Origin of the sequence: Caulobacter sp., from assembly GCF_039596335.1 — a bacterium.
Taxonomy (GTDB): Bacteria; Pseudomonadota; Alphaproteobacteria; order Caulobacterales; family Caulobacteraceae; genus Caulobacter.
The window spans coordinates 16,833-39,357 of the sequence record NZ_JBCNJZ010000005.1 but is presented as its reverse complement, the minus strand read 5'-3'; the positions used below and the strand labels follow the sequence as shown (position 1 = coordinate 39,357).

Annotated in this window: 22 protein-coding genes and 1 tRNA gene; 12 read left to right on the top strand and 11 right to left on the bottom strand. The window is 67.2% G+C overall.

Annotated elements, in window-relative coordinates; translation table 11 throughout:
* Nucleotides 1-25: 25 nt before the first annotated feature.
* The 3 genes from ABDW31_RS11590 to ABDW31_RS11580 all read left to right on the top strand — a co-directional run bounded on the left by ABDW31_RS11590 (nucleotide 26) and on the right by ABDW31_RS11580 (nucleotide 1,943).
* A complete protein-coding gene (locus ABDW31_RS11590) occupies nucleotides 26-148 on the top strand; it encodes a hypothetical protein (protein WP_343698829.1) in 123 nt (40 codons plus the stop codon).
* A gap of 326 nt (nucleotides 149-474) precedes the next feature.
* The gene (locus tag ABDW31_RS11585) at nucleotides 475-873 is read left to right on the top strand and encodes a hypothetical protein (protein WP_343698828.1); all 399 of its coding nucleotides are present in this window, start codon (nucleotides 475-477) and stop codon (nucleotides 871-873) included.
* Nucleotides 873-1,943 (top strand): tyrosine-type recombinase/integrase, encoded by a 1,071-nt coding sequence (locus ABDW31_RS11580; RefSeq protein ID WP_343698827.1) that lies wholly within the window; start codon nucleotides 873-875, stop codon nucleotides 1,941-1,943. Before ABDW31_RS11585 ends, ABDW31_RS11580 begins: the two co-directional genes overlap by 1 nt.
* A gap of 110 nt (nucleotides 1,944-2,053) precedes the next feature.
* Here ABDW31_RS11580 and ABDW31_RS11575 read toward each other — a convergent pair.
* Nucleotides 2,054-2,144 (bottom strand) — tRNA-Ser (locus tag ABDW31_RS11575).
* Between the two features lie 131 nt (nucleotides 2,145-2,275).
* On the opposite strand from ABDW31_RS11575, the gene ABDW31_RS11570 reads away from it, so the two are divergent.
* Genes ABDW31_RS11570 through ABDW31_RS11555 form a run of 4 tightly spaced genes read left to right on the top strand, consistent with a single transcriptional unit; the run spans nucleotide 2,276 to nucleotide 6,940 of the window.
* On the top strand, nucleotides 2,276-3,793 hold the full coding sequence (locus tag ABDW31_RS11570; protein WP_184718497.1) for an exopolysaccharide biosynthesis polyprenyl glycosylphosphotransferase: 1,518 nt from the start codon (nucleotides 2,276-2,278) through the stop codon (nucleotides 3,791-3,793).
* Nucleotides 3,794-3,801: 8 nt separating this feature from the next.
* Nucleotides 3,802-5,241: a lipopolysaccharide biosynthesis protein gene (locus ABDW31_RS11565; protein WP_184718490.1), complete on the top strand. Its 1,440-nt coding sequence runs from the start codon at nucleotides 3,802-3,804 to the stop codon at nucleotides 5,239-5,241.
* Complete coding sequence (locus ABDW31_RS11560; RefSeq protein WP_184718488.1) at nucleotides 5,238-6,167, top strand: glycosyltransferase family A protein; 930 nt, start codon at nucleotides 5,238-5,240, stop codon at nucleotides 6,165-6,167. Before ABDW31_RS11565 ends, ABDW31_RS11560 begins: the two co-directional genes overlap by 4 nt.
* Nucleotides 6,167-6,940 carry a polysaccharide deacetylase family protein gene (locus tag ABDW31_RS11555; protein WP_184718486.1) on the top strand — a complete coding sequence of 258 codons (774 nt, stop codon included), beginning with the start codon at nucleotides 6,167-6,169 and terminating at the stop codon, nucleotides 6,938-6,940. The genes ABDW31_RS11560 and ABDW31_RS11555 overlap by 1 nt, the downstream gene beginning before the upstream one ends.
* Here ABDW31_RS11555 and ABDW31_RS11550 read toward each other — a convergent pair.
* From ABDW31_RS11550 to ABDW31_RS11540, 3 genes are all read right to left on the bottom strand, one after another.
* The gene (locus ABDW31_RS11550) at nucleotides 6,937-8,109 is read right to left on the bottom strand and encodes an O-antigen ligase family protein (protein ID WP_343698826.1); all 1,173 of its coding nucleotides are present in this window, start codon (nucleotides 8,107-8,109) and stop codon (nucleotides 6,937-6,939) included. The two genes, ABDW31_RS11555 and ABDW31_RS11550, sit on opposite strands and share 4 nt — an antisense overlap.
* On the bottom strand, nucleotides 8,106-8,807 hold the full coding sequence (locus ABDW31_RS11545) for a sugar kinase (protein WP_184718484.1): 702 nt from the start codon (nucleotides 8,805-8,807) through the stop codon (nucleotides 8,106-8,108). The genes ABDW31_RS11550 and ABDW31_RS11545 overlap by 4 nt, the downstream gene beginning before the upstream one ends.
* 74 nt (nucleotides 8,808-8,881) lie before the next feature.
* On the bottom strand, nucleotides 8,882-10,387 hold the full coding sequence (locus ABDW31_RS11540; protein WP_184718482.1) for a GumC family protein: 1,506 nt from the start codon (nucleotides 10,385-10,387) through the stop codon (nucleotides 8,882-8,884).
* Between the two features lie 85 nt (nucleotides 10,388-10,472).
* Here ABDW31_RS11540 and ABDW31_RS11535 point away from each other — a divergent pair, with 85 nt between their 5' ends.
* Nucleotides 10,473-11,213 (top strand): polysaccharide biosynthesis/export family protein, encoded by a 741-nt coding sequence (locus tag ABDW31_RS11535; RefSeq protein ID WP_184718480.1) that lies wholly within the window; start codon nucleotides 10,473-10,475, stop codon nucleotides 11,211-11,213.
* Nucleotides 11,214-11,240: 27 nt separating this feature from the next.
* On the opposite strand, the gene ABDW31_RS11530 is transcribed toward ABDW31_RS11535, so the two are convergent.
* Nucleotides 11,241-11,519 carry a sel1 repeat family protein gene (locus ABDW31_RS11530; protein ID WP_184718478.1) on the bottom strand — a complete coding sequence of 93 codons (279 nt, stop codon included), beginning with the start codon at nucleotides 11,517-11,519 and terminating at the stop codon, nucleotides 11,241-11,243.
* A gap of 172 nt (nucleotides 11,520-11,691) precedes the next feature.
* Entirely contained in the window at nucleotides 11,692-12,417 is a 726-nt protein-coding gene (locus tag ABDW31_RS11525; protein ID WP_184718476.1) for a glutathione S-transferase N-terminal domain-containing protein, read from the bottom strand.
* A gap of 204 nt (nucleotides 12,418-12,621) precedes the next feature.
* Here ABDW31_RS11525 and ABDW31_RS11520 point away from each other — a divergent pair, with 204 nt between their 5' ends.
* Together ABDW31_RS11520 and ABDW31_RS11515 are read left to right on the top strand one after the other, a co-directional pair.
* Nucleotides 12,622-13,116: an RcnB family protein gene (locus ABDW31_RS11520; protein WP_184718474.1), complete on the top strand. Its 495-nt coding sequence runs from the start codon at nucleotides 12,622-12,624 to the stop codon at nucleotides 13,114-13,116.
* Nucleotides 13,117-13,309: 193 nt separating this feature from the next.
* Nucleotides 13,310-13,657 carry a proteophosphoglycan 5 gene (locus ABDW31_RS11515; RefSeq protein WP_184718472.1) on the top strand — a complete coding sequence of 116 codons (348 nt, stop codon included), beginning with the start codon at nucleotides 13,310-13,312 and terminating at the stop codon, nucleotides 13,655-13,657.
* 75 nt (nucleotides 13,658-13,732) lie between these two features.
* On the opposite strand, the gene gatB is transcribed toward ABDW31_RS11515, so the two are convergent.
* Nucleotides 13,733-15,232: an Asp-tRNA(Asn)/Glu-tRNA(Gln) amidotransferase subunit GatB gene (gene gatB, locus ABDW31_RS11510; RefSeq protein WP_184718470.1), complete on the bottom strand. Its 1,500-nt coding sequence runs from the start codon at nucleotides 15,230-15,232 to the stop codon at nucleotides 13,733-13,735.
* A 287-nt stretch (nucleotides 15,233-15,519) separates the two neighbouring features.
* On the opposite strand from gatB, the gene ABDW31_RS11505 reads away from it, so the two are divergent.
* Complete coding sequence (locus ABDW31_RS11505) at nucleotides 15,520-16,071, top strand: hypothetical protein (protein ID WP_343698825.1); 552 nt, start codon at nucleotides 15,520-15,522, stop codon at nucleotides 16,069-16,071.
* Nucleotides 16,072-16,130: 59 nt separating this feature from the next.
* On the opposite strand, the gene gatA is transcribed toward ABDW31_RS11505, so the two are convergent.
* The gene (gatA, locus tag ABDW31_RS11500) at nucleotides 16,131-17,603 is read right to left on the bottom strand and encodes an Asp-tRNA(Asn)/Glu-tRNA(Gln) amidotransferase subunit GatA (protein WP_184718466.1); all 1,473 of its coding nucleotides are present in this window, start codon (nucleotides 17,601-17,603) and stop codon (nucleotides 16,131-16,133) included.
* Nucleotides 17,603-17,890: an Asp-tRNA(Asn)/Glu-tRNA(Gln) amidotransferase subunit GatC gene (gene gatC / locus ABDW31_RS11495; protein WP_184718464.1), complete on the bottom strand. Its 288-nt coding sequence runs from the start codon at nucleotides 17,888-17,890 to the stop codon at nucleotides 17,603-17,605. Before gatC ends, gatA begins: the two co-directional genes overlap by 1 nt.
* An 82-nt stretch (nucleotides 17,891-17,972) precedes the next feature.
* On the opposite strand from gatC, the gene ruvX reads away from it, so the two are divergent.
* Nucleotides 17,973-18,443, top strand: coding sequence for a Holliday junction resolvase RuvX (gene ruvX / locus ABDW31_RS11490; protein ID WP_184718462.1), 471 nt, complete (start codon nucleotides 17,973-17,975; stop codon nucleotides 18,441-18,443).
* On the opposite strand, the gene ABDW31_RS11485 is transcribed toward ruvX, so the two are convergent.
* Together ABDW31_RS11485 and ABDW31_RS11480 are read right to left on the bottom strand one after the other, a co-directional pair.
* On the bottom strand, nucleotides 18,440-19,201 hold the full coding sequence (locus ABDW31_RS11485; protein ID WP_184718460.1) for a DeoR/GlpR family DNA-binding transcription regulator: 762 nt from the start codon (nucleotides 19,199-19,201) through the stop codon (nucleotides 18,440-18,442). The genes ruvX and ABDW31_RS11485 overlap by 4 nt on opposite strands.
* 134 nt (nucleotides 19,202-19,335) lie before the next feature.
* On the bottom strand, nucleotides 19,336-22,350 hold the full coding sequence (locus ABDW31_RS11480) for a TonB-dependent receptor (RefSeq protein ID WP_343698824.1): 3,015 nt from the start codon (nucleotides 22,348-22,350) through the stop codon (nucleotides 19,336-19,338).
* Nucleotides 22,351-22,525 lie beyond the last annotated feature (175 nt).

Genomic DNA, 22,525 nt, shown 5'->3' with positions numbered 1-22,525 from the left:
CCCTGAACCGATGTTCGAAGTCCACATGAACGGCCGACGCACCGGCCTGTCCTACACCAAGCGCCGCCTCGCCTCCGCCGTGGCTGCCGACTTGGGTGCGCTGTTCCCCTCCGACCACTTCTATGTCGAGGAGTTCGGCGCGCGGTAGGCGAAAGCGGCCTCAACCGTTAACGGCGACGTCCGAAAATGACGTGGAACAATGGGAGAACAAACCCCGAGGGCAGGCTTGTACACGGGGGTGTGGCAGATTGACGCGGTAGGGCGCGAATCACGCGCGTTGACACTTTTGACGCGAGCCCTAGAACCGCCACAGAAATTAACGTTTCCGAATCTCCACCACGACTTTTCCCAGTAATCGCCGCCTCAGAGCGGCCTACGTATTGACACGGAGGCCATCCTCAGTTGTGAGAGGACTTGGTCCCCCGTGCCCGAATAACCCTAGCGGAGCATTGATGAGGACTACGGAGCAACAACATGAGCGCATCGACTTCGCAGCAAAAGCTGCATCCTCGTTCCGCGAACGAGTTAGAGCGTTTCGCCAGTCTTCTGGCGGGCGTGACTTCGATCACACCACCGAGAACGTCGGCCCGCCAGATCATGGCGTTCTGCATGGTGGCGATGCACCACATTCGGAACCAGTCGATCACGCTGGCTGAACTAACCCAGATGGGCGGCGAGGACATGCGCGGCTCGCCGATCCTGGGCCGCTCCCTAGAGCGCACCTTCGGCCTCTTCATGGAGCCGAACCGCGTCCACCCTGATGCCCTCTCCTGGATCACCCAGGAGATCGACCCCGATGACCGCCGCCGGAAATACCTGCGCCTGTCGGCGCTGGGCGTGGAGGCGGTCGCCAAGATCCTTGGAGATGCCTGATGAAACTCCCCATCAGCCAGAAGCCTAGCGGCATCTGGTTCGTCGACTTCGACGATGAGACTGGCAAACGCCGCCGCGTCTCCCTAGGGACGCGCGACAAGGCCGAGGCCAGCAAGCTCGCTCGTGACCTCATCTTGGGCAAGATCGAGCCGCCCGCCGCGCAGACCACGGGTCAGCCGGCTCGCACCAAGGTCGGCGGCCTGACGATGGCCGCGCTGTTCGACCTCCTCCTGAAGGACGAGTGGTCGGCTGCCCGGACCAAGTCCCAGCGCACCGTCATGTCGAACATCAAGATCCTGTCGTCGTTCATCGGCGACAAGCTGGTCAAGGATGTCGACGACGAGACCTTGGTCGACCTGAAGACCGCCCTTGAGGACAAGGGGTACGCCCCGGCCACCGTGAAGCGGAAGATGGACACCGTGGGTCGCGCCCTGACCGGGGCCAAGAAGCGCAAGCTCATCGACGCCCGCCCGACCATGCCGGTCATCGTCGTGAAGAACGAGAAGGATCGCGTCGTCTCCCCCGAGGAGGAGGCCCTGATCTTCCAGGCGGTCGACGCTCGCATGGCCCGTGAGCCTATGCGCCAGTGGAAACGCTTTCGCGCCCTCCTCCGCTGGCTCATCGACGGCGGCTTCCGGCTCAGTGAGCCGCTCCAGGCCAAGCCGAGCTGGATCATCGAGCATAAGGGCCGGCCGACGCTGTCGCTGCCGCCTGAAGCGACTAAGTCCGGCAAGGCTCGCCCAGTGCCGCTCTCAAAGGCCATCATGGAGACCGTCCCGTATCTCCAGGCCATCATGACGGATGACCGGCTGTTCCCTATGACGCCGGCCACCGCGTGGTACATGTGGGACACGATCCGCGAGGACATCCGCCTCGGCGGTGAGGGCAACATCGACGACGTGAACCTTCACACGTTCCGTCACACCTGCCTGACCCGACTGATCCAGGCCGGGATGCCGCTGCACTTCGTGAGCCGCTGGGCTGGACACGCGAACACCGTTATCACTGAACAGCGCTACCTGCGGACCAACGCTGGTGACCTCTGGGACGCCTTCGAATCGGTCGAATAACCAACTGATGACGGATAACCTGCCATCAGGGTGTCCAACTCAGAGCGTGTTACCTGCGCCAAACACGTCACCGCGGGCGCGGCTAAGTGCTTGTTTTTATTGAGAGTAAATGGCGGAGACGGAGGGATTCGAACCCTCGATACCCTTTTGAGGTATGCCGCTTTAGCAAAGCGGTGCCTTCAGCCTCTCGGCCACGTCTCCTCCTGAGAGGGAGCGGTCAGATAGCCTGTTCGCCCGGACATGACAACGGCGCTTTTGCGGAAAATCGCGATGTTAACGGGGTGCTCAGACGCCACCGTTAGGTTGAACGCAGGTTTTCAAAGACGAGCGTCATGCGTCCACTGCCCTCGCCTGCTTCCAACGCCCCGTCCGGTTCGGCCTTCTCGGCCTCCGGGGAGATCACGCAGCGCGTCGTGCAGGGCGCCGGCGGCGATCCGGGACGCGCCCGACGCGGACCGTTCCGGCCGGGCCAGCTGGTGCCGTCGCGGGCGCGTCTGGAGGCCCGGCTGCTCGCGCGGACGTTCCGCGTGGTCGACATGCTGGCTGCGGCCGGCTTCGCCCTGGCCCTGGCGCTGCAAGGCCACGTGATGGCCGGCGTGCTGTGGGCTGTGGTCATCACCGCGGGCCTGCGCCTGACCGGCGGCTACGCCTTCCCGCGCAAGCAAGGCCTGCCCAATCATCTCGGCGCCGTCGTCGTCGCCCTCACGGCCGCCGTCGGCGCCACGTCGCTGCCAGTTCTCGGCGCGCACCGAAGCGACGCCCTCGTCGCAGGGACGCTGGCGGGCGCCGTCGTCGCCTTCATGGCCTTGCACGCCGCCTGGTGGACGATCATCGCCCGCGGCCGCGCCAAGGGCAGCCTGACGCCGAACGTCGTTGTGGTCGGCGCCACCGCCAACGCCCAGCGCCTGATCGAGTCGGCCATGCGGACGGGCGAAGTCAATGTGCTGGGCGTGTTCGACGACCGCCTGGACCGCGCGCCGGAGAACATCATGGGCGTGCCGGTGCTGGGCGACACCACCGCCCTGCTCGACCATCGCATCATGCCCTATGTCGACCGCGTGGTGATCGCCGTCGCCTCGACTGCCCAGGCCCGTGTGCGCCAGTTGGTCGAGAAGCTGGACGTGCTGCCCAACCCGCTGAACCTGTTCATCGACGTGGGCGGTCCGGCCGAGGACGACCAGGCCCTGGCCCGCATCGCGGCCGGCCACGAGAGCGACCTGACCGGCGCCAAGGCCGGCTCCAAGCGCCGCGCCCTGGCCAAGCGCGCTCAGGACGTGGTCGTCGCCGGCCTCGGCCTGCTGGTCGCCGGCCCGGTCATGCTGCTGGTCGCCCTGGCCGTGAAGCTGGACAGCCCCGGCCCGATCTTCTTCCGCCAGCGCCGTCACGGCTTCAACAACGAGGCGATCCTGGTCTGGAAGTTCCGCTCGATGCGCCACGAGATGGCCGACGCCAGCGCCGCGCGCCAGATCAGCGCCAATGACGACCGCGTCACCAAGGTCGGCAAGTTCATCCGCAAGACCAGCCTCGACGAGCTGCCGCAGCTGTTCAACGTGCTGACCGGCGAGATGTCGATCGTCGGTCCCCGCCCCCACGCCATCGGCATGAAGACCGGTGGCGTCGAGTCGGCCAAGCTGGTGGCCCAATACGCCCATCGCCACCGCATGAAGCCCGGCCTGACCGGCTGGGCCGCCATCAAGGGCTCGCGCGGTCCGGTCGACACCCCCGAGAGCGTCCGCGTCCGCGTCGCCCTCGACGTCGAATATATCGAGCGCCAGTCTTTCTGGCTGGACCTCTATGTCATCGCCATGACCATTCCCTGCCTGCTCGGGGATCGGTCGGCGGTGCGCTAGGCGCAGACATGTTCTGGCGCGGCGTCCTCGGCTATCTGCCGGTCAATATCGTTCAGGGCGTGGTGGGCCTGCTCACCATCGTCCTGTTCACGCGCGTGCTGGATCCGGCCCAGTACGGGGCCTATGCCCTGGCCTTCTCGGTCGGCAGTCTGATCCACACCTGCCTGCTGAACTGGATCGAGGCCGCCATGGCCCGGTTTCTGGCGACCCGCGAGGGCGACGGCCGGCTGGCCGATCACTTCACCACCCTCTACCGGTTGTGGCTGGGTGCGGCGGTCCTGATCCCCGCGGCCTGCGTCATCGCCCTGCTGCTGCCGCTGAACCAACCCCTGAAGATCGCCATCGCCGCGGCCCTGGCCTCGACCCTGGTCAACAGCCTGATGAAGATGGCCCAGGAACGTCGCCGCTCGGCCGGCGAGGTTTCGGGCGCGGCGCTGCTGGGCATGGCTCAGACGGCCGGCGGCTTCGCGGTCGGCCTGGCCCTGGCCTTCGCCGGCCTGGGCGGCGCGGCCCCGGTGCTGGGCGTCGGCGTCATCTCCGCGATCTGCGTGGCCGTGGTGCTGCCGGGCGAGCTGAAGCGCATGGCCGGCGGAAAGTTCGACAAGAGCCTCGCCCGGACCTACGCCGCCTATGGCCTGCCGCTGTCGCTGTCGCTGATCCTGGCCCTGGTGCTGGCCAGCACCGATCGCCTGCTGCTGGGCGCGTTCCTCGACGAGGCGACGGTCGGCGTCTACCACGCCGGCTATTCGCTGGGCAGCCGCACCCTGGACGTGGTGTTCATCTGGCTGGGCATGGCCGGGATGCCGGCGCTGATCTCGGCGCTGGAGCGCGGCGGTCAGACCGCCCTGAGCGAGGCCGCCCGCGAGCTGGCCAGCTTCATGATCCTGCTGACCCTGCCCGCCGCTGTCGGCCTGGCCCTGGTCGCTCGCCCCCTGGCCGACCTGATGGTGGGCGAGGCCCTGCGCGACGGCGCCAGCCACGTCACGCCCTGGATCGCCGCCAGCGGCTGGCTGTCGGGCGTGACGGCCTACTACTTGGTCGAGGGTTTCCTGCTGGCTCGCCGCACGTCGCTGCTGCTGGTCAGCATGACCATCCCGGCGGTCGTCAACGCGATCCTCAACCTAGTCCTGATCCCGCGCATGGGTCTGGACGGCGCCCTCTGGGCCACGACGATCAGCTACGGCCTGGGCGCCGTGGTCGCCTGGGGCCTGAGCCGCCGCACCTGTCCGCTGCCGATCCCGTGGGGCGTGCTGGCCAAGGCCGGCGCCGCCTGTACCGCCATGGCCGCCTGTGTGTCGCTCGTGCCCGCGTTCGGCGGTATCGTGGAATTGACGCTGAAGGCCGGTGTCGGCGCCGCCGTCTACGGCGTGATCGTGCTGGGCCTCGATGTCGGCGGTCTGCGCGCCAAGCTTTCTGTCCTTATTCGTCGGAGGGCCCCCGCCCTATGACCGTCCCCATCACTGAAATCCGCCTCGAGAACGCCGCCTGGGCCAGCGCCCAGCCGCGCCTGTCTGTCCTGATCCCGACCTTCCGCGACGATCCCAGCGCCCTGCTCAAGGCCCTGGACGATCCCAGCGTCGAGGCCGAGATCGTGGTGCTGGACGACGGCGGCGGCGATGACGCCCTGGCCGAGCGCATCACCCGACGGATCCAGAAGATGCGCGTGCCGGCCCGTTTCGTGCGGCTGTCCAGCAACGAGGGCCGCGCCAAGGGCCGCAACCGCCTGGCCAGCCACGCCCGCGGCGGCCACTTCCTGTTCCTGGACAGCGACATGCTTCCCGATACGCCCGACTTCCTGTCGCGCTGGTCCGCCGTGGCCCAGGGCGACGCGCCGGTGGCGTTCGGCGGCTTCACCCTGGACCAGACGCCCCAGCGGCCCGAACACGCCCTGCACCGCGCCATGGCGCTGAAGAGCGACTGCACACCCGCGCCCGAGCGCGCCAAGGCCCCGGAGAAGCACGTCTTCACGTCCAACCTGCTGGTCCGCCGCGACGTCTTCGAGACCATCGGCTTCGACGAGGGCTTCGCCGGCTGGGGCTGGGAGGACGTCGAGTGGGCGATGCGGGTCGTGCGCCAACATCCGATCCTGCACATCGACAACACCGCCACCCACCTGGGCCTGGATCCCGCCCCGGCCATGGCCGCCAAGTACGAGCAGTCGGCGGCCAACTTCGCCCGCGTGGTGGCCACGCACCGCGACATCGTCAGCGCCTATCCCAGCTACAAGGTCGCCAGCGCGCTGAAGAGCGTCCCGCTGCGCGACGTGTGGCGGCCGATGCTGAAGCGCGTCGCCCTGGCCGAGGCCGCTCCCGTTTCCTTGCGCGCATTCGCCATGCGGCTGTACCGTGCGTCTCTCTACATCGAGGCCGTCTGATGCAGGTCGAGTTCGAGAAGGTCGACGCCTACGAGCCCGACCGCACCCTGAAGGGCAAGCTGCGCCGCCGCCTGATCCGCCTAGCCCACCGCCGGCCGGCCAAGGTAGCGCTGGAACGGCCGATGGTGTCGTTCAGCTTCGACGACGCCCCGGCCACCGCCTGCGAGGCCGGCGCCAAGGCGCTGGAAACCCGCGGCCTGCGCGGCACCTACTACTTCGCCGCCGGTCTGACCGGGCGCGACGGTCCGATGGGCCGCTTCGCCACCGGCGCCGACGCCCGCCGCCTGCACGACGCGGGGCACGAGATCGCCTGCCACACCTTCTCGCACCTGGACTGCGGCCAGTCGTCCAAGGCGACCACCCTGGCCGATGTCGACCAGAACGCCGCCAGCTTGGCGCAATGGGGCACGGGCGATCCGGTCAGCTTCGCCTATCCTTACGGCGATGTCGGCGCGCCGGCCAAGGCGGCGCTGGCGGGCCGCTTCAAGACCCTGCGCGCCTTGCACCACGGCCTGATCGCCGACGGCGCGGACCTGAACCAGGCGCCGGCCGTGGGCATCGAGGGCGCAGACGGCGAGGCCGTCGCCAACAGCTGGCTGGACAAGGCCAAGACCCGCAAGGCCTGGCTGATCCTCTACACGCACGATGTGGCCGAAGCGCCCTCGCAGTGGGGCTGCACGACGGGCGCGCTGGAGCGGCTGATCGACCGGGCGGTGGCGGAAGGCTTCGACGTGGTGACCGTGGCCGAAGGCGCGCGGCGGATCGGCCTCTAGCCGTCCCAGACGCGGTCCGAGAAGGCCAGCTTGCCGGCCGCGGCGACGAACACCACCCAGCGCAGATCGTTGTCGGCCATGGCGACGCTCTCGGTCAGGCTGACCAGGGTGAAGGCCGCCAGCACCGGAAAGGCCAGCAGCGCGCCGCTGTCACGAAACGCCGCAATCACGGCCAAGGCCAGGGCCTGCAGGTAGAACAGCCCCCACGCCATCAGGCCGAACAGACCCACGCCCAGCCACAGCTCGATCCAGGCGTTGCGGACGCTCTGGCCGGCCGATGCGCCATAGCCGTAGCCCAGCCAGGGCCGCTGCTCGATCTGGCTGAGCGCCGTCGCCCAGAGCGGCGTGCGGCCCGTCACCACGGCCTCCTTCCCCAACAGCGTGCTGGCCGCCAGCAGCATGAAGAGCACCAACAGCAGGACGCCGACCACGGTCGCCCCGCGGGTCGCGCCACGCCGACAGGCCCAGACGAAGCTCAAAGCCGTCAGCCCGACCGCCAACGCGGCCAGTCCCGCGCCGGATCGCGACATCAAAACAAGACCGGCGGCCAGGCCGGCGAAGGCCAGCCACAGCTTACGAAGGTCGGCGTCCATCAGCGCCGTGGCGGACAGGACGCAGCAGCCCAGCGCCATCAGCCCGCCTAGCGTGCCCGGCGCCATCCAGAGACCGCGCCAACCGCCGGGCAAGGTCTCGCTCACCACCGCGATCGAGGGCGCGGCCAGGCAGACGCCATAGCTGGCGACCACCAGCACGGCGAAGACGATGCCCAGCAGCCGCGAAAGATCAATCCAACGGAAGCCCGCCGCCAGGGCCAGGCCCGCGATCGTCGTGCAGGCGGCGGCGAAGCCGTGGCGGATCGAGGCGTTCGGTGCGACGGACCAGGCGATGGACGCCACGACGATGCCCATCAGCAGGAGCAGGAACGGCTGCCGCGCCGCCACGCGCGCCGTGTTCCAAGGCCGCGCCAGGATCAGCAGGAAGGCCAGGGCATAGGCCGGCAGATAGGCGGTGCGCGCCAGGCCCGCGGCGGCCGGGTCGGGCTTGTCGCCGAACAGCGGCAGCTGCCAGGCGGCGCTGTAGATCAGCAGCATGACCACGGCGGCGATCATCGCCAGCGCCGTATTCCAGATCCGCGGCGGCGCTTCCGCCTCCGCGGCGTCCCAGGTCACGGCAGGATGGCCTTCAGGAACCCTGGCGGCTCGACCGAGACCTTGTTGAAGAACATGCCCGCGCAACGGCCGCCGGCGGCGGTGACGGCATCACGCAGCATGGCCGGGCGGCGCACGTCGGGCTGGTCGGCCGACACCACAAGGACGGTCTGGTCCATGTGCTCGGCGATCGTCACACCGGCCTGCGAGCGGTCCAGCGACGGGCTGTCGACGACGATCAACTCGGCGTGCTTGGACAGCGCCCGCCAATAGTCGGCCGACGGAATGATGTGAGCCTGCTGACGACCGCGCAGGGCCTCGCGGTTGAAGCGGGCGACCCACAGGCGCGGACCGCCGACGCTGTGGCCGGTCAGGAACTTGGCGTCCGGCCAGACCCCGCCCTCGGCGCGCGGCGCGGGCGGTTGGACGGTGAAGAAGACGGAGCCGTCTGGCGAGGCCTCCACCGCCGGCCCGATCGGGCCATAGCGAGCGGGGTCGCCGGCCAGTTCGCGAAACTGGCTGGGGCTGGAAAGGTCCAGGTCGATCAGCCAGGTCTTACGACCGGCGCGACGCGCGGCGAAACGCGCGAACTCGCGGGCAACGGTCGAGGTCCCCTCGCCCCGCCGCGCGGAGATGAACTGGATGACATGCGGACGGCCAGCCGCGGGCGCACCCAGGGCGCTCCACAGTTCGGTCATCTCGACGTTCAAATCCACCATCTACCGAATCGCCGCGTAGTCAGGACGTCGCAAGTTGCGATACTAACCTTGTCGGCGAAAGGCGACGAAAGCACTCACCGCTTGACCCCGGCCGTAGCCAGGACGGGCATGCCCAGGGTGCGCGAGGCGGAGGCCGGCGTCTGCAGCCCCGGACGCAGAAACATGCGGATCAGGCCGACGCACAGGGCGGTGAAGCCCGCGAACATGACGGCCAGCAGCAGCACGGGCTTCTTGAGGCTCTTGCCCGTCGAAGGCGCCACGGCGCGCTGGACGATGCGGATGTTGTCGCTGGTCTCGGCCGACATCTGGCGCTGGGCCTCGTCCTGCTGTTCGCGGACGGTGAAGTCGCGGACGTTCGAGGACAGGACGTCGCGGTCGCGCGACAGCTCGTTGAACTGCGGCTCCAGCTGGGCCAGGCGCAGCAGGCGCTCATTCACGCTCTGGGACTGCTGGGCGTAGGCGGTCAGCGACTGCTGCAGCGCCGCCACCTCGGCCCGCAGGTCGTTGCGGGTGCTGGCCAGCGTCTGCCAGATCGGGTTGGGACCGCTGCGACGCGCGCCTTCGCCGCCCGTGCGACCGGCGGCCAGGCCGCGCTCCAGCTGGGCGATCTGGGCGTTGATGTCCTGCACCGGCTGGGCGCCGGGCGTGTAGCGGGCCAGCAGGCCTTCGCGGTCCAGCTTCAGCTGGGCCAGCTTCACCGAGGCCGACATGTCGACGTCGCGATAGATGATCGACTCGGTCGGGGTCTTGGCCAGCTCGGCCTCGACCACGGCCAGACGACCGCTGCGATCCTGCAGCTGGGCTTCCACCGAGTAGCGCTGCTGCTCGACGCTGGCCTGCAGCTGGGTCAGCGAGGTCTTCTGGGCGGTGAAGTCGCCGATGTCGTTGCTGGTCAGGAAGTCCTGATAGGCGGCGTCGGCCTGCCCCAGCTTCTGCGAGAAAATGTCGCGCTGACGCTGCAGCACGGTGTTGTCGCCGCCGATCAGCAGGCTGCGGCGGTAGACCAGATATTCCTCGAGCAAAGTGTTGAGCACCTTCTCGGCCATTTCCGGATCGTCGTTCTGATAGGACAGGCGGATGATCGAGTTGTCCGGCGCGGTCTCGATCTTCAGGCTCTTGCCGATGGCGTCGCGCCCCTCGGCGATCAGGACGCGCTTTCCCTCGGGCGTGGCGCCGGCGTACTTGCCCGCCAGCTGCGGAAAGATCTTGGCGAAGCCGATCTTGCGGATCACCCGCTCGCGCAGCGCGCCGCTGCCCAGGATTTCGGCTTCGGACTGGATGACCTCGTCGGTGGTCGGCACCGCGCCGCGGCCCGCATCGCCGGCGCGCGGCTCGTAGACATATTCCTGGCCCAGGCGGACGAACAGGCTGGACTGGGCCGTGTAGCTCTTCTTCAGCGTGGTCGCGAACGCGAAGCCCAGGGCGACGATGATCACGAATACGAGCAGCATCAGGAAACGCTCGCGCCACAACAGGGTGACGAAGTCGGTCGGCGCATAGCGCGGACGCGCGGCGGGGCCGCTCGCCGCCATGCGAGGCGGCGAGTCATGCGGCACGCTGGTCCAGGCGCTCGTCGACATGCGAATCCAATTGATCCAAACTTGCTCGCACCGTGGGGCGACCAGCCTTAAGGGTTCGTTACCCATTCCTGTTAAGACTTGTCGCATGCAGAGCCGCACGCACCTCTCGACGGCCTTAGCCGTGATCCTGCTGGCGGGCGGAGTGTCCGCCTGCGGCCATATGGACGTCGAACCGGTCACCCCGGGTCCCAGACCTACCGCCAACTTCTCTAATATCGGTTACGCCGACTGGACCGAGGACGAGCCGTCGTATCGGTTCTATCCGGGCGATGAGGTCGATGTGGCGGTGCCCTCGGCTCCTGAACTCAACAAGACGGCCATCGTGCAGCCCGACGGGCGCATCGCCTTGCCGCTGATCAATCCGGTGATGGCGGCCGACCGTACGATCGAGGAACTGCAGGGCTCGATCAGCCAGGCCTATGCCGGCCAGCTGTTGCGGCCCCAGGTGCAGGTTTCGGTGAAGTCGACGACGCCGCTGAAGGTGTTCGTGGGCGGCGAGGTCGGCACGCCCGGCGTGTTCGACATGGCCGGCGACGGCGACGCCTTGCGCGCCATCATTCAGGCGGGCGGCTTCAAGACCAGCGCCAAGCGCAATCAGGTTGTGATCATTCGTCGCGGCCCCGACGGCCGGGCGATGATGCGGACGGCGGACCTGCTACGCGGTCTGACCAGCCCCGGCGGCGCGGATCTCGTTCCCCTGCGCCGCTTCGATATCGTCTACGTGCCCCGCAGCGGCGTGGCCGAGACGGGTCTGTTCATGCAGCAGTACTTCCGTGACCTACTGCCGGTCAGCTTCAGCTACGCGGTCAACGGCAACATCCGCTGAGGGTAGCCTGAACCCGGGAGACCGGGTTCAGCCGTGGGCGAGCCATTCGCGAGCCTGACGCTGGGCTTCAGCGACGTCTTCGCTGGCCATCTCTTGCGACAGTTCCTTGCGATAGACCTTGGCTTCGATCGAACCGCGCATGGCGGCCAGATTGAACAGCATGTGGGCCGAGACGTAGTCCAGCGGGGCGCCGCCCTGGCCGGTCGAATACAGCAGGCCCATGCGAAACAGTTCGTCACCGGTCGACTCGACGGTCGGCAGCGGCAGCATGGCGACGACGGCCGGCGGTTCATTCATCATCATCATTGGCTCATCTCCTCTCTCAAGCTCGCCCCGGCGTCTTGCCGGTTCTGAACTTGAGGGAAGAGAAGTCCCCCGCCACTGAACATATAGTTAAGCGCGTGGAGAGCATAAATGCCGCAGTCGGTTACTGTTTGTTGACCGTGATTACTGGGTGTAAATCACAGTAATCAGAGCCTTAACGGGCGCGCTGGCCAAACAGGACTCTGCGGGCCTCTTCGGCCGCTTTCCCTGAAGATTGCAGGCCTCCGGAGCGCAGTTCAGCCCCGAGCTTAAAGCCTTTCTGCACGTTTTCCCGCGCTCCGACCCGCTCGAACCACGTCCTCAAATTGGGGAACTCATCCAGAATGATGCCCTGGTTCTTCCAGGGAACGATCCACGGCCAGATCATGAAGTCGGCGATGGACAATTGGCCGCATACGAAATCACGGCCCTCCAGCTGCTTTTCCAGCACGCCATACAGACGGTGGGTCTCGTTGGTGTAGCGGATGGCGCCGTAGGCGATCTGGCGCTGGTCGGCGATGATCGCCGGGGCGTACTGGCGGAAGTGGTGGGTCTGGCCGGCCATCGGCCCCAGCCCGCCCATCTGCCACATGACCCACTGGTCGATCTCGACCCGGTCGCGCTCGGTCTCGCCGTAGAACTGGCCGGTCTTGCGGGCCAGATACTGCAGGATGGCCCCGGATTCGAACACCGAGATCGGCTGACCGTCCGGACCGTCCGGGTCGACGATCGCCGGCATGCGGTTGTTGGGGCTGATGGCCAGGAACTCGGGCTTGAACTGCTCGCCCGCCCCGATGTTCACCGGGATCATCTCATAGGGCAGCCCCATCTCCTCCAGGGCGATGGAGACCTTCCAGCCGTTCGGCGTGGGCCAGTAATGCAGTTCGATCGGACGGCTCATCGGGCTTCTTCCCTTGGTTCTCTTTCGCTGCCCGAGAACATGGCGGCGAGCGCCCTCCCCGCCAAGGCTTCGCCACGCAAATCATGCCTGACGGCGCCGTTCAGATGCGGTTCAGCCGAAGAGCGTCATCGTGCGTTTCAAGGTCGAGGGAAGTTTTTCGGCGGTGCCTCTCGAGGATCCGCCCGACCATCAGGAGATGACGACATGAAACGTCTGATGCTCACCATCGCCGCCGTGGCCGCCGTGGCCGGGCCGATGGCTATGTCGGCCAGCCAGGCGTCCGCCCAGGACCGCGGTCGCTGGGACCATCATGACCGCGGCGGTCGCGACTGGGATCGCGGAGATCGGGGTCGTGATCGCGGTCATTGGGACCGGGGTCGTGATGACCGTCGCTGGGACCGCGGCGACCGTTGGGATCGTGGCCGTCACAACGGCTACTATTACAACAATCGCTGGTCCTACGGCCCGCCGCCGCCCGCCTATTACGGCCGTCCGGGCTATCGCCCCGGTTACACCGCCTGGCGTCGCGGCGCTTATCTGCCGCAATACTATCGCGGCGACTATTACCGGATGAACGATTACGGCCGTTACGGCCTGCGCGCTCCGCCGCGCGGCTACTATTGGTACCGTAGCGGCAATGACTACATCCTGGCCGCGATCGCCACAGGCCTGATCTTCGACGTGATCGCCAACCGCTAGACCTGAACTGGTCCTGCGAAACCCAGAACGGCGTCCTGAGTATTCCTCAGGGCGCCGTTTTGCGGTCACGAGCGCCGCAACCTCGCCGCGTATGGGGCTGCAAAGCCCCATTGCGAAGTCATTTCGACCGCATTGCGCCGTCAGCGTTTGTCCTGCGTCACACTCCGACGTTGCAGCAACACGGTTCCGCCCGATGAAGACCCTGCGCATCTCCGCCGCCGCCCTGTCGCTGGCCGCCGCCGCTTTCGCCGGTTCGGCCTTCGCCCAGTCGACCCTGCCGCAGACCACTCCGGCCGATCCCCAGTCGAGCGTGACGACGCCCGCCCCGACCAACGACGCCCTGCCGCCCGCCGACAGCGCCACCACCCTGCCGTCGACCGAAGCCGCCCCGCCGGCCAGCAGCGCCACCGACCTGGGCAGCCCGACCGCGGCCACCGCGCCGGCCGCTGAAGAGCAAGCCGCCCCGGCCGACGACGCCAAGGCCGCCAAGAAGTCCAAGAAGCACAAGGGTCACGCCGAAGAGCCGGCCTCGCCCAACTAAGAAAGCCTCGCATCAACGAAGAAGGGCCCGCAGCTCACGCTGCGGGCCCTCGTCATGTCAGGCTGCCTGCAAAGGCTACTCGGCGACGCCCAGCTTCTTGCGCAGCAGCTCGTTGACCGTGCCCGGATTGGCCTTGCCGCCGGTGGCCTTCATGACCTGGCCGACGAACCAGCCCAGGGCCTGCGGCTTGTCCTTCACAGCCTCGGCCTTGTCGGGATTGCCGGCGATCAGGTCGTCGATGGCCTTCTCGATGGCGCCGGTATCGTTGATCTGCACGAGGCCGCGCTTCTCGACGATCTCGGCGGGACGGCCTTCGCCGGCCCACATGTGTTCGAAGACCTCCTTGGCGATCTTCGAGCTGATGGTGCCGTTCTCGATCAGCTCGACCAGCTGGGCGATGTCCGACGACGGCAGCGGCGAGGCGGCGATCTCGTGACCGCCGGCCGACAGCTTCGACAGCAGTTCGTTGGTCACCCAGTTCGACACCAGCTTGGCGTCGCGGCCCTTGGCGGCGGCTTCGAAGTAGTCGGCGCGGTCGCTCTCGATGATCAGCACGCCGGCGTCATAGGCCGACAGGCCGTACTGGCTCTGCAGGCGCGCCTTCTTGGCGTCCGGCAGTTCCGGCAGGGTCTGTTCCAGTTCCTTGACCCAGGCCGCGTCCAGGACCAGCGGCAGCAGATCCGGATCGGGGAAGTAGCGGTAGTCGTGCGCCTCTTCCTTGCTCCGCATCGAGCGGGTTTCGCCCTTGGTCGGGTCGAACAGGCGGGTTTCCTGGTCGATCACGCCGCCGTCTTCCAGGATCTCGATCTGGCGACGAGCTTCGTACTCGATGGCTTGCTGGATGTAGCGGTACGAGTTGACGTTCTTGATCTCGCAGCGCGTGCCCAGATGCTTGAAGCTGCCGGTCTCGCGGAACTTCTCGTAGTCGCCGGGACGGCAGACCGAGACGTTGACGTCGGCGCGCAGGTTGCCCTTCTCCATGTCACCGTCGCAGGTGCCCAGGTAGACGAGGATCGTGCGCAGCTTCTTGACGTAGGCGGCCGCCTCTTCCGAGGTGCGCATGTCGGGCTTGGAGACGATCTCCATCAGCGCCGTGCCCGCGCGGTTCAGGTCCACGTAGGTGGCGTTCGGATCCTGGTCGTGCAGCGACTTGCCCGCGTCCTGTTCCAGGTGCAAGCGCTCGATGCGCACGTCGAAGGTCGTGCCGTCATCGCGCTCGACGGTGACGACGCCCTCGCCGACGATCGGCTGGTCGAACTGGCTGATCTGATAGCCCTGCGGCAGGTCCGGATAGAAGTAGTTCTTCCGGTCGAAGCGGCTCTTCAGGTTGATCTGGGCCTTCAGGCCCAGGCCCGTCTTCACGGCCTGCTCGACGCAGAAGCCGTTCAGCACCGGCAGCATGCCCGGCATGGCCGCGTCCACGAGGCTGACCTGCTCGTTCGGACCCGCGCCGAAGCCGACGGCAGCGCCGGAGAACAGCTTGGACTTGCTGGCGACCTGGGCGTGGACCTCGAGGCCGAGGACGATTTCCCAGGGGCCGGTGCGACCTTGGATCGTTTTGGAATCTTGCGTCATGGCCGTCTCTCTACATCAAGCGGGCCGGGCCGGAAAAGCTCTCGGACGCCGCCATGATCATCTTCTCAGTTCCAGGCCTGGCAAGGCTTTGACATCGCCAGGCGCAAGCAGAACCGTTCGTTTTTGAACTTCCTTGAATAAGGCGGGATTGAGTCAAAACCGGCGCCATTGCGGGGCAAGGGAACCGCTTAGTTATCACCTCCGTTCATCTTCCGAACTGCTCACCTACGGAGGTAGAAATGCCCACCGCCCGACCCACTCTTAATTTTGATGCTCCGGAACCGGTCGTGACGACTGACCCCAATGCTTCGGCGCTGTTTCCGACCCAGCCGGTCTATGCTCGCACGCCGAAGAAAAAGGCGTCCGGTAACCTGCCGCTTCTGGTCGGCGTGCCCGTCGTGGCCGTCGCCGCCGGCGCCATGATCTGGGCCATGACGGCCAATCGCGCCGAGGCCCCGACGGATGCGCAGTCGATGCAGACCGCGGTCGCCGACACCCCGACCACGGCCCCGGTCTCGCCGGCCGCCGCTGCGCCGACCCCGATCCCGCAGCCGACTGAAGTGGCGGTAAACGAGCCCACTCCGGCCCCGGCGCCGGTCGCTCGCTCGGCCAAGCCGCGCGCCGCCGCTCCGGCCCGCGCCGCCCGCCGCGCCGCCCCGGTCGCGGAAGAGACCGCGCCGTCGGCCGAGGCCGCCTCGGCTAATGTCAGCGCCAACGTTCCGGCCGCCCCGCCGACCGTGAGCGCTGCGCCGGCCGCCCCGGCCATCGCCGAACCGCCGCCGCTGGTCATTCCGGCTCCGGCTGCTCCCGCGCCGGTCACGCCGGTCAACCCGATGTAATCAGGGTCCCACACCCCAGAACGAAGAAGGGCGGCTCCACCGGAGCCGCCCTTTTTGCTTTACCACCACTTCTCGGCCTTGGCCGTGAAGCCCGCGGCCTTTTCGACCGCGCCGGCGACCGAGAACACCGTCCCCTCGTCGAGGGGCTTGCCGATGATCTGCAGACCCAGTGGCAGACCGTTGGCGTCGAGACCGGCGGGCAGGCTCAGGCCCGGCAGGCCCGCCAGGTTGGTCGTCACCGTGAAGACGTCGTTCAGGTACATGGCGACCGGGTCATCGCTGTTCTCGCCCAGGCCGAACGCCGCAGACGGCGCGGTCGGGGTAAGGATCGCGTCGCACTTCTGCCAGGCGTTGTCGAAGTCCTCGGCGATGCGGCGACGCACCTTCAGGGCCTTCAGGTAATATGCGTCGTAATAGCCGGCCGACAGCACATAGGTGCCGATCATGATGCGGCGCTTGACCTCGTCGCCGAAGCCCGCGGCGCGGGTCTTCTCGTAGATCTCGGTCAGGTTGGCGCCGTCCTCGCGCAGGCCGTAGCGCATGCCGTCATAGCGGGCCAGGTTCGAGGACGCCTCGGCCGGGGCCACGATGTAATAGGCCGGCAGGGCGTACTTGGTGTGCGGCAGGCTGATGTCGACGATCTCGCAGCCGGCGTCCTTCAGCCAGGCGATGCCATCCTGCCAGAGCTTTTCGATCTCGGCCGGCATGTTGTCGACGCGGTATTCCTTGGGAATGCCGATCTTCAGGCCCTTCACCGACTTGCCCACGAACTGGGTGAAGTCCGGCACCGGGATATCCAGGCTGGTCGAGTCCTTGGCGTCATGGCCCGACATCGAGTTCAGCAGCAGGGCCGCGTCCTCGACGGTCTTGGCGATGGGCCCAGCCTGGTCCAGCGAGCTGGCGAAAGCGACGACGCCCCAGCGCGAGCAGCGGCCATAGGTCGGCTTGATGCCGACTGTGCCGGTAAAGGCGGCCGGCTGGCGGATCGAGCCGCCGGTGTCGGTGGCCGTGGCGCCCAGGCACAGGTCGGCGGCGACGGCGGCGGCCGAGCCACCCGACGAACCGCCCGGGGTCAGGGCCTTGTCCGAACCCTTGGCGCGCCAGGGATTGGTCACGGGGCCGAAGTAGCTGGTCTCGTTCGACGAGCCCATGGCGAACTGATCGAGGTTCAGCTTGCCCAGCATGACCGCGCCGTCGCGCCACAGCTGGCTGGTCACCGTCGACTCGTAGGTCGGGATGAAGCTTTGCAGGATCTTCGAGCAGGCCGTGGTGCGCACGCCCTCGGTGCAGAAGAGGTCCTTGACGCCCAGCGGCGCGCCTTCCAGCGGGCCGGCCTCGCCCAGCGCCCGGCGGGCGTCGGACTTGGCGGCCATGTCGAGGGCCTTTTCCGGAGTCTCAAGAATGAAGGCGTTCAGGCCGCGCGCGGCCTCGACGGCGTCGATATGCGCTTGCGTCAGCTCGACCGAGGTGAACTCGCCCTTGGCCAGGCCGTCGACGGCGGCCGTCAGGGTCAGTTTCGTGAGGGCGCTCATTATTCGACCACCTTCGGCACGACGAAGAAATTGTTCACGGACTTGGGCGCGTTGCTGGTCACGCGGGCCGGATCGCCGCCCATGGTGACGACATCGTCGCGCAGCGGCAGGCCGGCGGCCACGACGCTGGTCAGCGGCTCGCAGCCGTCGGTGTCGACCTCGGCCAGCTGCTCGATCCAGGTCATGATGCCGTTCAGCTCCTGGGCCAGCGGCTCCAGTCGCTCTTCGGGCGTCGCGATGCGGGCAAGCCGGGCGACCTTCCGCACGGTGGCGGCGTCAATGGCCATGGGGATCTCCTGAAATTCGAGTGCGTGGGTTAGCGGTCCAGAGACGAGGTTTCAAGCGCGCCGGCTCCTGATAAGGAGAGCCATGCCCGTTCTCGACATCGAAGACTTCGCCGCCGCCCTGCCCCAGTATGCTCCGATCGTGGGCCTGGACCCGGGCGAGAAGACCATTGGGGTGGCCGTCTCGGACGTCACCCGCACGGTCGCCAGCCCCCTGGCCCTGATCGAAAAGACCAAGTTCAGCAAGGACGCCGAGACGCTGTTCAAGCTGATGGACGGCCGTGGGGCGATCGGCATCGTGGTCGGCCTGCCGATGAACATGGACGGCACCGAAGGCGTCCGCTGCCAATCCAACCGGGCGCTGGCCCGCAATCTGCTGCGCCTCAAACCTGACCTGCCCATCACCTTCTGGGACGAGCGCCTGTCGACGGCGGCGGTGACGCGCGTGCTGATCGACGAGCATGACATCTCGCGCAAGCGCCGCGACGAGGTCGTGGACAAGATGGCGGCCGGCTGGATCCTGCAGGGCGCGCTGGAGCGACTACGGGGGCTCTAGCCCTCGGCGACCACCACCTCGGCGTGGGAGAAGGCCTCCTGGAACGGCGCGCTCAGCGGCGCGTCGGTGACCAGCACGTCGACATCCTTGAGCGACGCAGTGTGGACCAGGCCGATGCGGCCGAACTTGCCCTGGTCCACGGCCAGCAGCACGCGGCTGGCCGTGGAATAAGCGATGCGGCTCATGATCGCCTCGCTTGGCGAGTGGTCCATCAGGCCGTGCTCCAGGCTGACGGCGCCGACGGTCAGGACCGACAGGCTGGGCCGGAAGCCGGCCAGGAACTCCTGGGCGTGACGGTCGGAAAACGCCTGATAGGCCGCGTTCAGCTCGCCGCCCGCCAGGAACAGCGTGTGGCCGCGGTCCTTGCGCACCGTCTGGGCCACGGCCAGCGAGTTGGTGATGATCTTCAGCTGGCGATGCTCGCCCAGCGCCTTGGCCACGAAGCAGGAGGTCGAGCCGCTATCCAGGAACAGGGTGTCGCCGTCGGCGATGAACTTGACCACCGCCTCGGCGATGCGGGTCTTGCCGGCGACGTTCTTCTGCATGCGCAGGTCGAACGGACCTTCGATCTCCTGGGGCGGCAGGCGGACCGCGCCGTGCAGGCGCACGATGGTCCCCGCCTCCTCCATCACCCGCAGCTCGCGCCGGATCGTCTCCTCCGACACCGACAGCGCTTTGGCGATGTCGGCGATGGCGCGGGTCTGGTTGGGTTCGAGCAGGTTCAGGATATCGCGCTGACGATCGTATCGCTTGAGCATCTGTAAGTCCGTCTCCGTCGGCCGTGAGTCGCCGACCAAGGCTTTCGGAACACTAACGCTTGCGTCCCGGTGCAAGAAAGAGCGTCCCCGGCCGGCCAAGAGGGGGAGGACCGGCCGGGGACGGGCGCCATCGCCTAGAAGGCGACGCGCAACTGGATCCGCACATAACGCGGCGTCTGGTATTCGACCGGCTTGCGGAAGTTCTTGTCCTCCACCCCGCTGCCGCCGATGTCGCCGGACTCGTGGTAAGCGGTCACGGCGTGGCTGTTGAACAGGTTGAAGACGTCCAGGCGCACGGTGGTGTCCACCCAGTCGCCCGGCGTTGGCAGGGTCACCACCGCTGAAGCGTTGAATTGGGTCACCCAGTCACCGTCGAAGGCCGAACCGCGGTCGACCACCTTGCCCTGGCAGTAGAAGCCATAGCCCTGGTAGCCGTTGGCGGTCGCGTCGCGCTCTTTCGGCACGATGCCCATGCAGCTGTGCTTGCGCGGCGACTGGATCTGGCCGTTGCCGCCCAGGGTCAGCCACTTGTTGACCTGATAGCTGCCGTAGGCCTTGAGCGTGTGGCGGCGATGGTTGGCCAGGTAGCCGTAGGCGCCGTCCAGGAAGCCCGGCGAGTCGAAGTCAGCCGTGGTGTTGATGGCCATCTGACCATTCTCCGAGCGCACGCCGCCCTCGTAGTTCCCCTTCAGGTCGGCCCAGGTGTAGTTGCCCGACAGCGACCACTTGCCGTCGAACGCGCGGTCGAAGGTGAAGGTCACGGCGCTGTAGTTACGCTTGGGCTCCGGATAGGTCAGGTCCGCCGCCGACAGGGTGACGACGGGCTTGGAGCCGTCCGGCAGGCTGTTGAGGCGAATGGTGGCGTCCTTGCCCGGGTTTACGATCACCCACTGGCGACCGCCGCCGAAGCTGGACTGGCACTGGGCGGCGGTGAAGCCGGACCGCACGCAGTAGGCCCGCGCGCCGGTGTCGATGGCCACGTCCTCGATGATGTTGTTCAGCGTGCGGTGGGTGACGTAGGCGCCGACCTTCATCAGGTCGCCGAACCGACGCTCGTAGCCCACCACGAACTCGTCGCCCGACTGGGGCTTGAGGTTGTGAGCGATACTCTCGGCGGTGTCGGCCACCAGGCCCGAAGCGCCGATCACGCAGTTGGCGATCTTGGTGTCCGGGCAGACACCGACATTGTTGGCCGTGGTGATCGCCGCGCCGATGGTCGGCGCGCCGTTGGCGCCGACGCCGTTCAGCAGGTTGTAGCGGGTGATGGTCAGCAGCGAGCCGGCGAACTTCAGGGACAGGTCGCTGGGCAGCGGCAGGTAGTAGCGACCGAAGAAGCCGTAGACCTTCGAGCGGCCGTCGCCGGTGGGATCGGCCGAGATCGACAGGCGCGGCGCCCACTGGTTGCCCGGATCATAGAAGGTCGAGCCGTCGGCGTTGCGGTTGTCGAAGCGGTCGTTGCGCACGCCGGCCTCGACCTGCACGCGGTCATTGAACAGCGACCAGCGATCCTGGATGTAGAACGCCTGGTTGACCGTGCCGAAGCTGCCGCTGTTGCGATAGACGCGGGTGGTCACATAGTCGACGCCGGCCGGCAGGTTGCTCTGATCCTTGCCGTTCGAGCGATAGTACTTGAAGGCGCCCTGGCCGATCGTTTCGAACGACTGGGTGGCGGTGTTCTCTTCGTGGTCGTAGCCGATCCGCAGGTGGTGGGCGCCGAACAGGTCGAAGTTGAAGTCCGCATCGGCGCGATAGAACGTGCGCTTGTCGTCGTTGAACGACACCGCGTCGGTCACCTTGTTCAGGCCGATATCGACCCCGGCGTCATTCGTCCGATAGTCGACGATGCGCTCGTTGGTGATGTCCAGCGGCAGCTGGCCGTCGCGGAACTTGTTGACGCCATAGGCCGCCGACAGCGTGAACCAGGGCGTGAACGAGCCGGTGTAACGCGCGACATAGTTCTCGCCGCCCGAGCGCTGGTTGGTGCCGCCCGTCTCGGCCCCGACCGTCTTGGTGGTTGGGTCGTAGTTCAGGCTGCGGTTCCGCACATCCTTGGTGCTGTCGAAATAGGTGAACTCCAGGTGCTGGCGGCTGGTGACGTAGCCGTCCAGCTTGACGCCCCAGAACGGTGCGTCGTCGGTGACGCGCGTGGCGTTGGAGCCGTTGGCCTGGGGGGTGAAAGTCTTCAGCTTGCGCTGGTTGTAGAGGCCGTAGAAGAACAGTCGGTCCTTGAGGATCGGGCCGCCCAGTTCGGCCACCCACTCCTCGCGCTCAGCCGTGGCGTCCTCGTAGTTGTTACGGAAGGTGTTGGGCGCGTTGCCGCGCAGGTCGCCCGGCTCCCAGGTCGCCGTCACGCCGCCATGGAACTGGTTGCTGCCCGACTTGGTGATGGCGTTGACGAAGCCGCCGGTCGCGCGACCGAACTCGGCCGCATAGCCGCCGGTCTTCACTTCCACCGACTTGTAGAAGTCGAACGGCACTTCCACGGGCAGCATGCCCATGCGGAAGTTGGTGATGTTCAGGCCGTTCACGAAGAACGCGTTCTCGTTGAAGCTGGCGCCCGAGATCGAGATCTGGTTGGCGAAGCCGCCGTTCGATGCCGAAGACCCCTGGACGACGCCCGGCGCCATCAGGGCGATGTCGCGCAGCGAACGGCCGACCGGCACGCGTTCCACCAGCTCGCCGATGTCGATGGCTGCGCCCGTGGTGGTGATCTCGAAGTCCGGCGTGCGCATGCGGCCGGCCTTGACGACGATCTCCTCGACCGAGCCCACCGGGGCCAGGGTGAAGAGGTTCGAGGAACCCGAGCGGCTGATGGCGACGCCCGTCTCGCTATAGGCGTCGTAACCGTCGGCCGAGACCGAGACGGTATAGAGACCCGAGGCCAGCTGCGGGATCACATAGGCGCCGGTGGCGCTGGTGGTCGCCGAGCGCTTCACGCCCAGGGCTTCGGAGGTGAGCTGCACCACCGCGCCGGCGATCGGCTTGCCGTCGGCGGCCTGCACGCGGCCCGAGGCCTGCACGTTCGTATAGTCTTCGGCGAAGGCCGGCGCCGTCGTCAGCGCGATGGCCGGAATGCTCGCGCCGACCAGGGCCAGCGCCCGCAAAGCCATGACGCCGCGCAGGCGACCGGCTCGAGATGGATGCCTCACCACGACTCTCCCAGAGAAAAATTTGTGCCCCAGCGCGGGGTGCGCCGCCCTTGCGGTCGCGACCTCCTCGCCGAGGCGTCTCTTAGGCGCGATTTGTGGATGTGATGTGACATTTGTTGATTTCATGTTCATGTCACGAGAGTTTCGCTTGCGCTTCCAGACCCCCACCATCACA

Excerpts from the sequence above, each read along its gene's own strand:
- ABDW31_RS11530 (WP_184718478.1), bottom strand. The coding sequence starts at position 11,519 with ATGATGATGATGAATGAACCGCCGGCCGTCGTCGCCATGCTGCCGCTG.
- ABDW31_RS11515 (WP_184718472.1), top strand. The coding sequence starts at position 13,310 with ATGAAGACCCTGCGCATCTCCGCCGCCGCCCTGTCGCTGGCCGCCGCC.
- ABDW31_RS11520 (WP_184718474.1), top strand. The coding sequence starts at position 12,622 with ATGAAACGTCTGATGCTCACCATCGCCGCCGTGGCCGCCGTGGCCGGG.
- ABDW31_RS11580 (WP_343698827.1), top strand. The coding sequence starts at position 873 with ATGAAACTCCCCATCAGCCAGAAGCCTAGCGGCATCTGGTTCGTCGAC.
- ABDW31_RS11555 (WP_184718486.1), top strand. The coding sequence starts at position 6,167 with ATGCAGGTCGAGTTCGAGAAGGTCGACGCCTACGAGCCCGACCGCACC.
- gatC (WP_184718464.1), bottom strand. The coding sequence starts at position 17,890 with ATGGCCATTGACGCCGCCACCGTGCGGAAGGTCGCCCGGCTTGCCCGC.
- ABDW31_RS11585 (WP_343698828.1), top strand. The coding sequence starts at position 475 with ATGAGCGCATCGACTTCGCAGCAAAAGCTGCATCCTCGTTCCGCGAAC.
- ABDW31_RS11540 (WP_184718482.1), bottom strand. The coding sequence starts at position 10,387 with ATGTCGACGAGCGCCTGGACCAGCGTGCCGCATGACTCGCCGCCTCGC.
- ruvX (WP_184718462.1), top strand. The coding sequence starts at position 17,973 with ATGCCCGTTCTCGACATCGAAGACTTCGCCGCCGCCCTGCCCCAGTAT.
- ABDW31_RS11565 (WP_184718490.1), top strand. The coding sequence starts at position 3,802 with ATGTTCTGGCGCGGCGTCCTCGGCTATCTGCCGGTCAATATCGTTCAG.
- ABDW31_RS11535 (WP_184718480.1), top strand. The coding sequence starts at position 10,473 with ATGCAGAGCCGCACGCACCTCTCGACGGCCTTAGCCGTGATCCTGCTG.
- ABDW31_RS11545 (WP_184718484.1), bottom strand. The coding sequence starts at position 8,807 with ATGGTGGATTTGAACGTCGAGATGACCGAACTGTGGAGCGCCCTGGGT.
- ABDW31_RS11570 (WP_184718497.1), top strand. The coding sequence starts at position 2,276 with ATGCGTCCACTGCCCTCGCCTGCTTCCAACGCCCCGTCCGGTTCGGCC.
- gatA (WP_184718466.1), bottom strand. The coding sequence starts at position 17,603 with ATGAGCGCCCTCACGAAACTGACCCTGACGGCCGCCGTCGACGGCCTG.
- gatB (WP_184718470.1), bottom strand. The coding sequence starts at position 15,232 with ATGACGCAAGATTCCAAAACGATCCAAGGTCGCACCGGCCCCTGGGAA.
- ABDW31_RS11590 (WP_343698829.1), top strand. The coding sequence starts at position 26 with ATGAACGGCCGACGCACCGGCCTGTCCTACACCAAGCGCCGCCTCGCC.
- ABDW31_RS11525 (WP_184718476.1), bottom strand. The coding sequence starts at position 12,417 with ATGAGCCGTCCGATCGAACTGCATTACTGGCCCACGCCGAACGGCTGG.
- ABDW31_RS11485 (WP_184718460.1), bottom strand. The coding sequence starts at position 19,201 with ATGCTCAAGCGATACGATCGTCAGCGCGATATCCTGAACCTGCTCGAA.
- ABDW31_RS11560 (WP_184718488.1), top strand. The coding sequence starts at position 5,238 with ATGACCGTCCCCATCACTGAAATCCGCCTCGAGAACGCCGCCTGGGCC.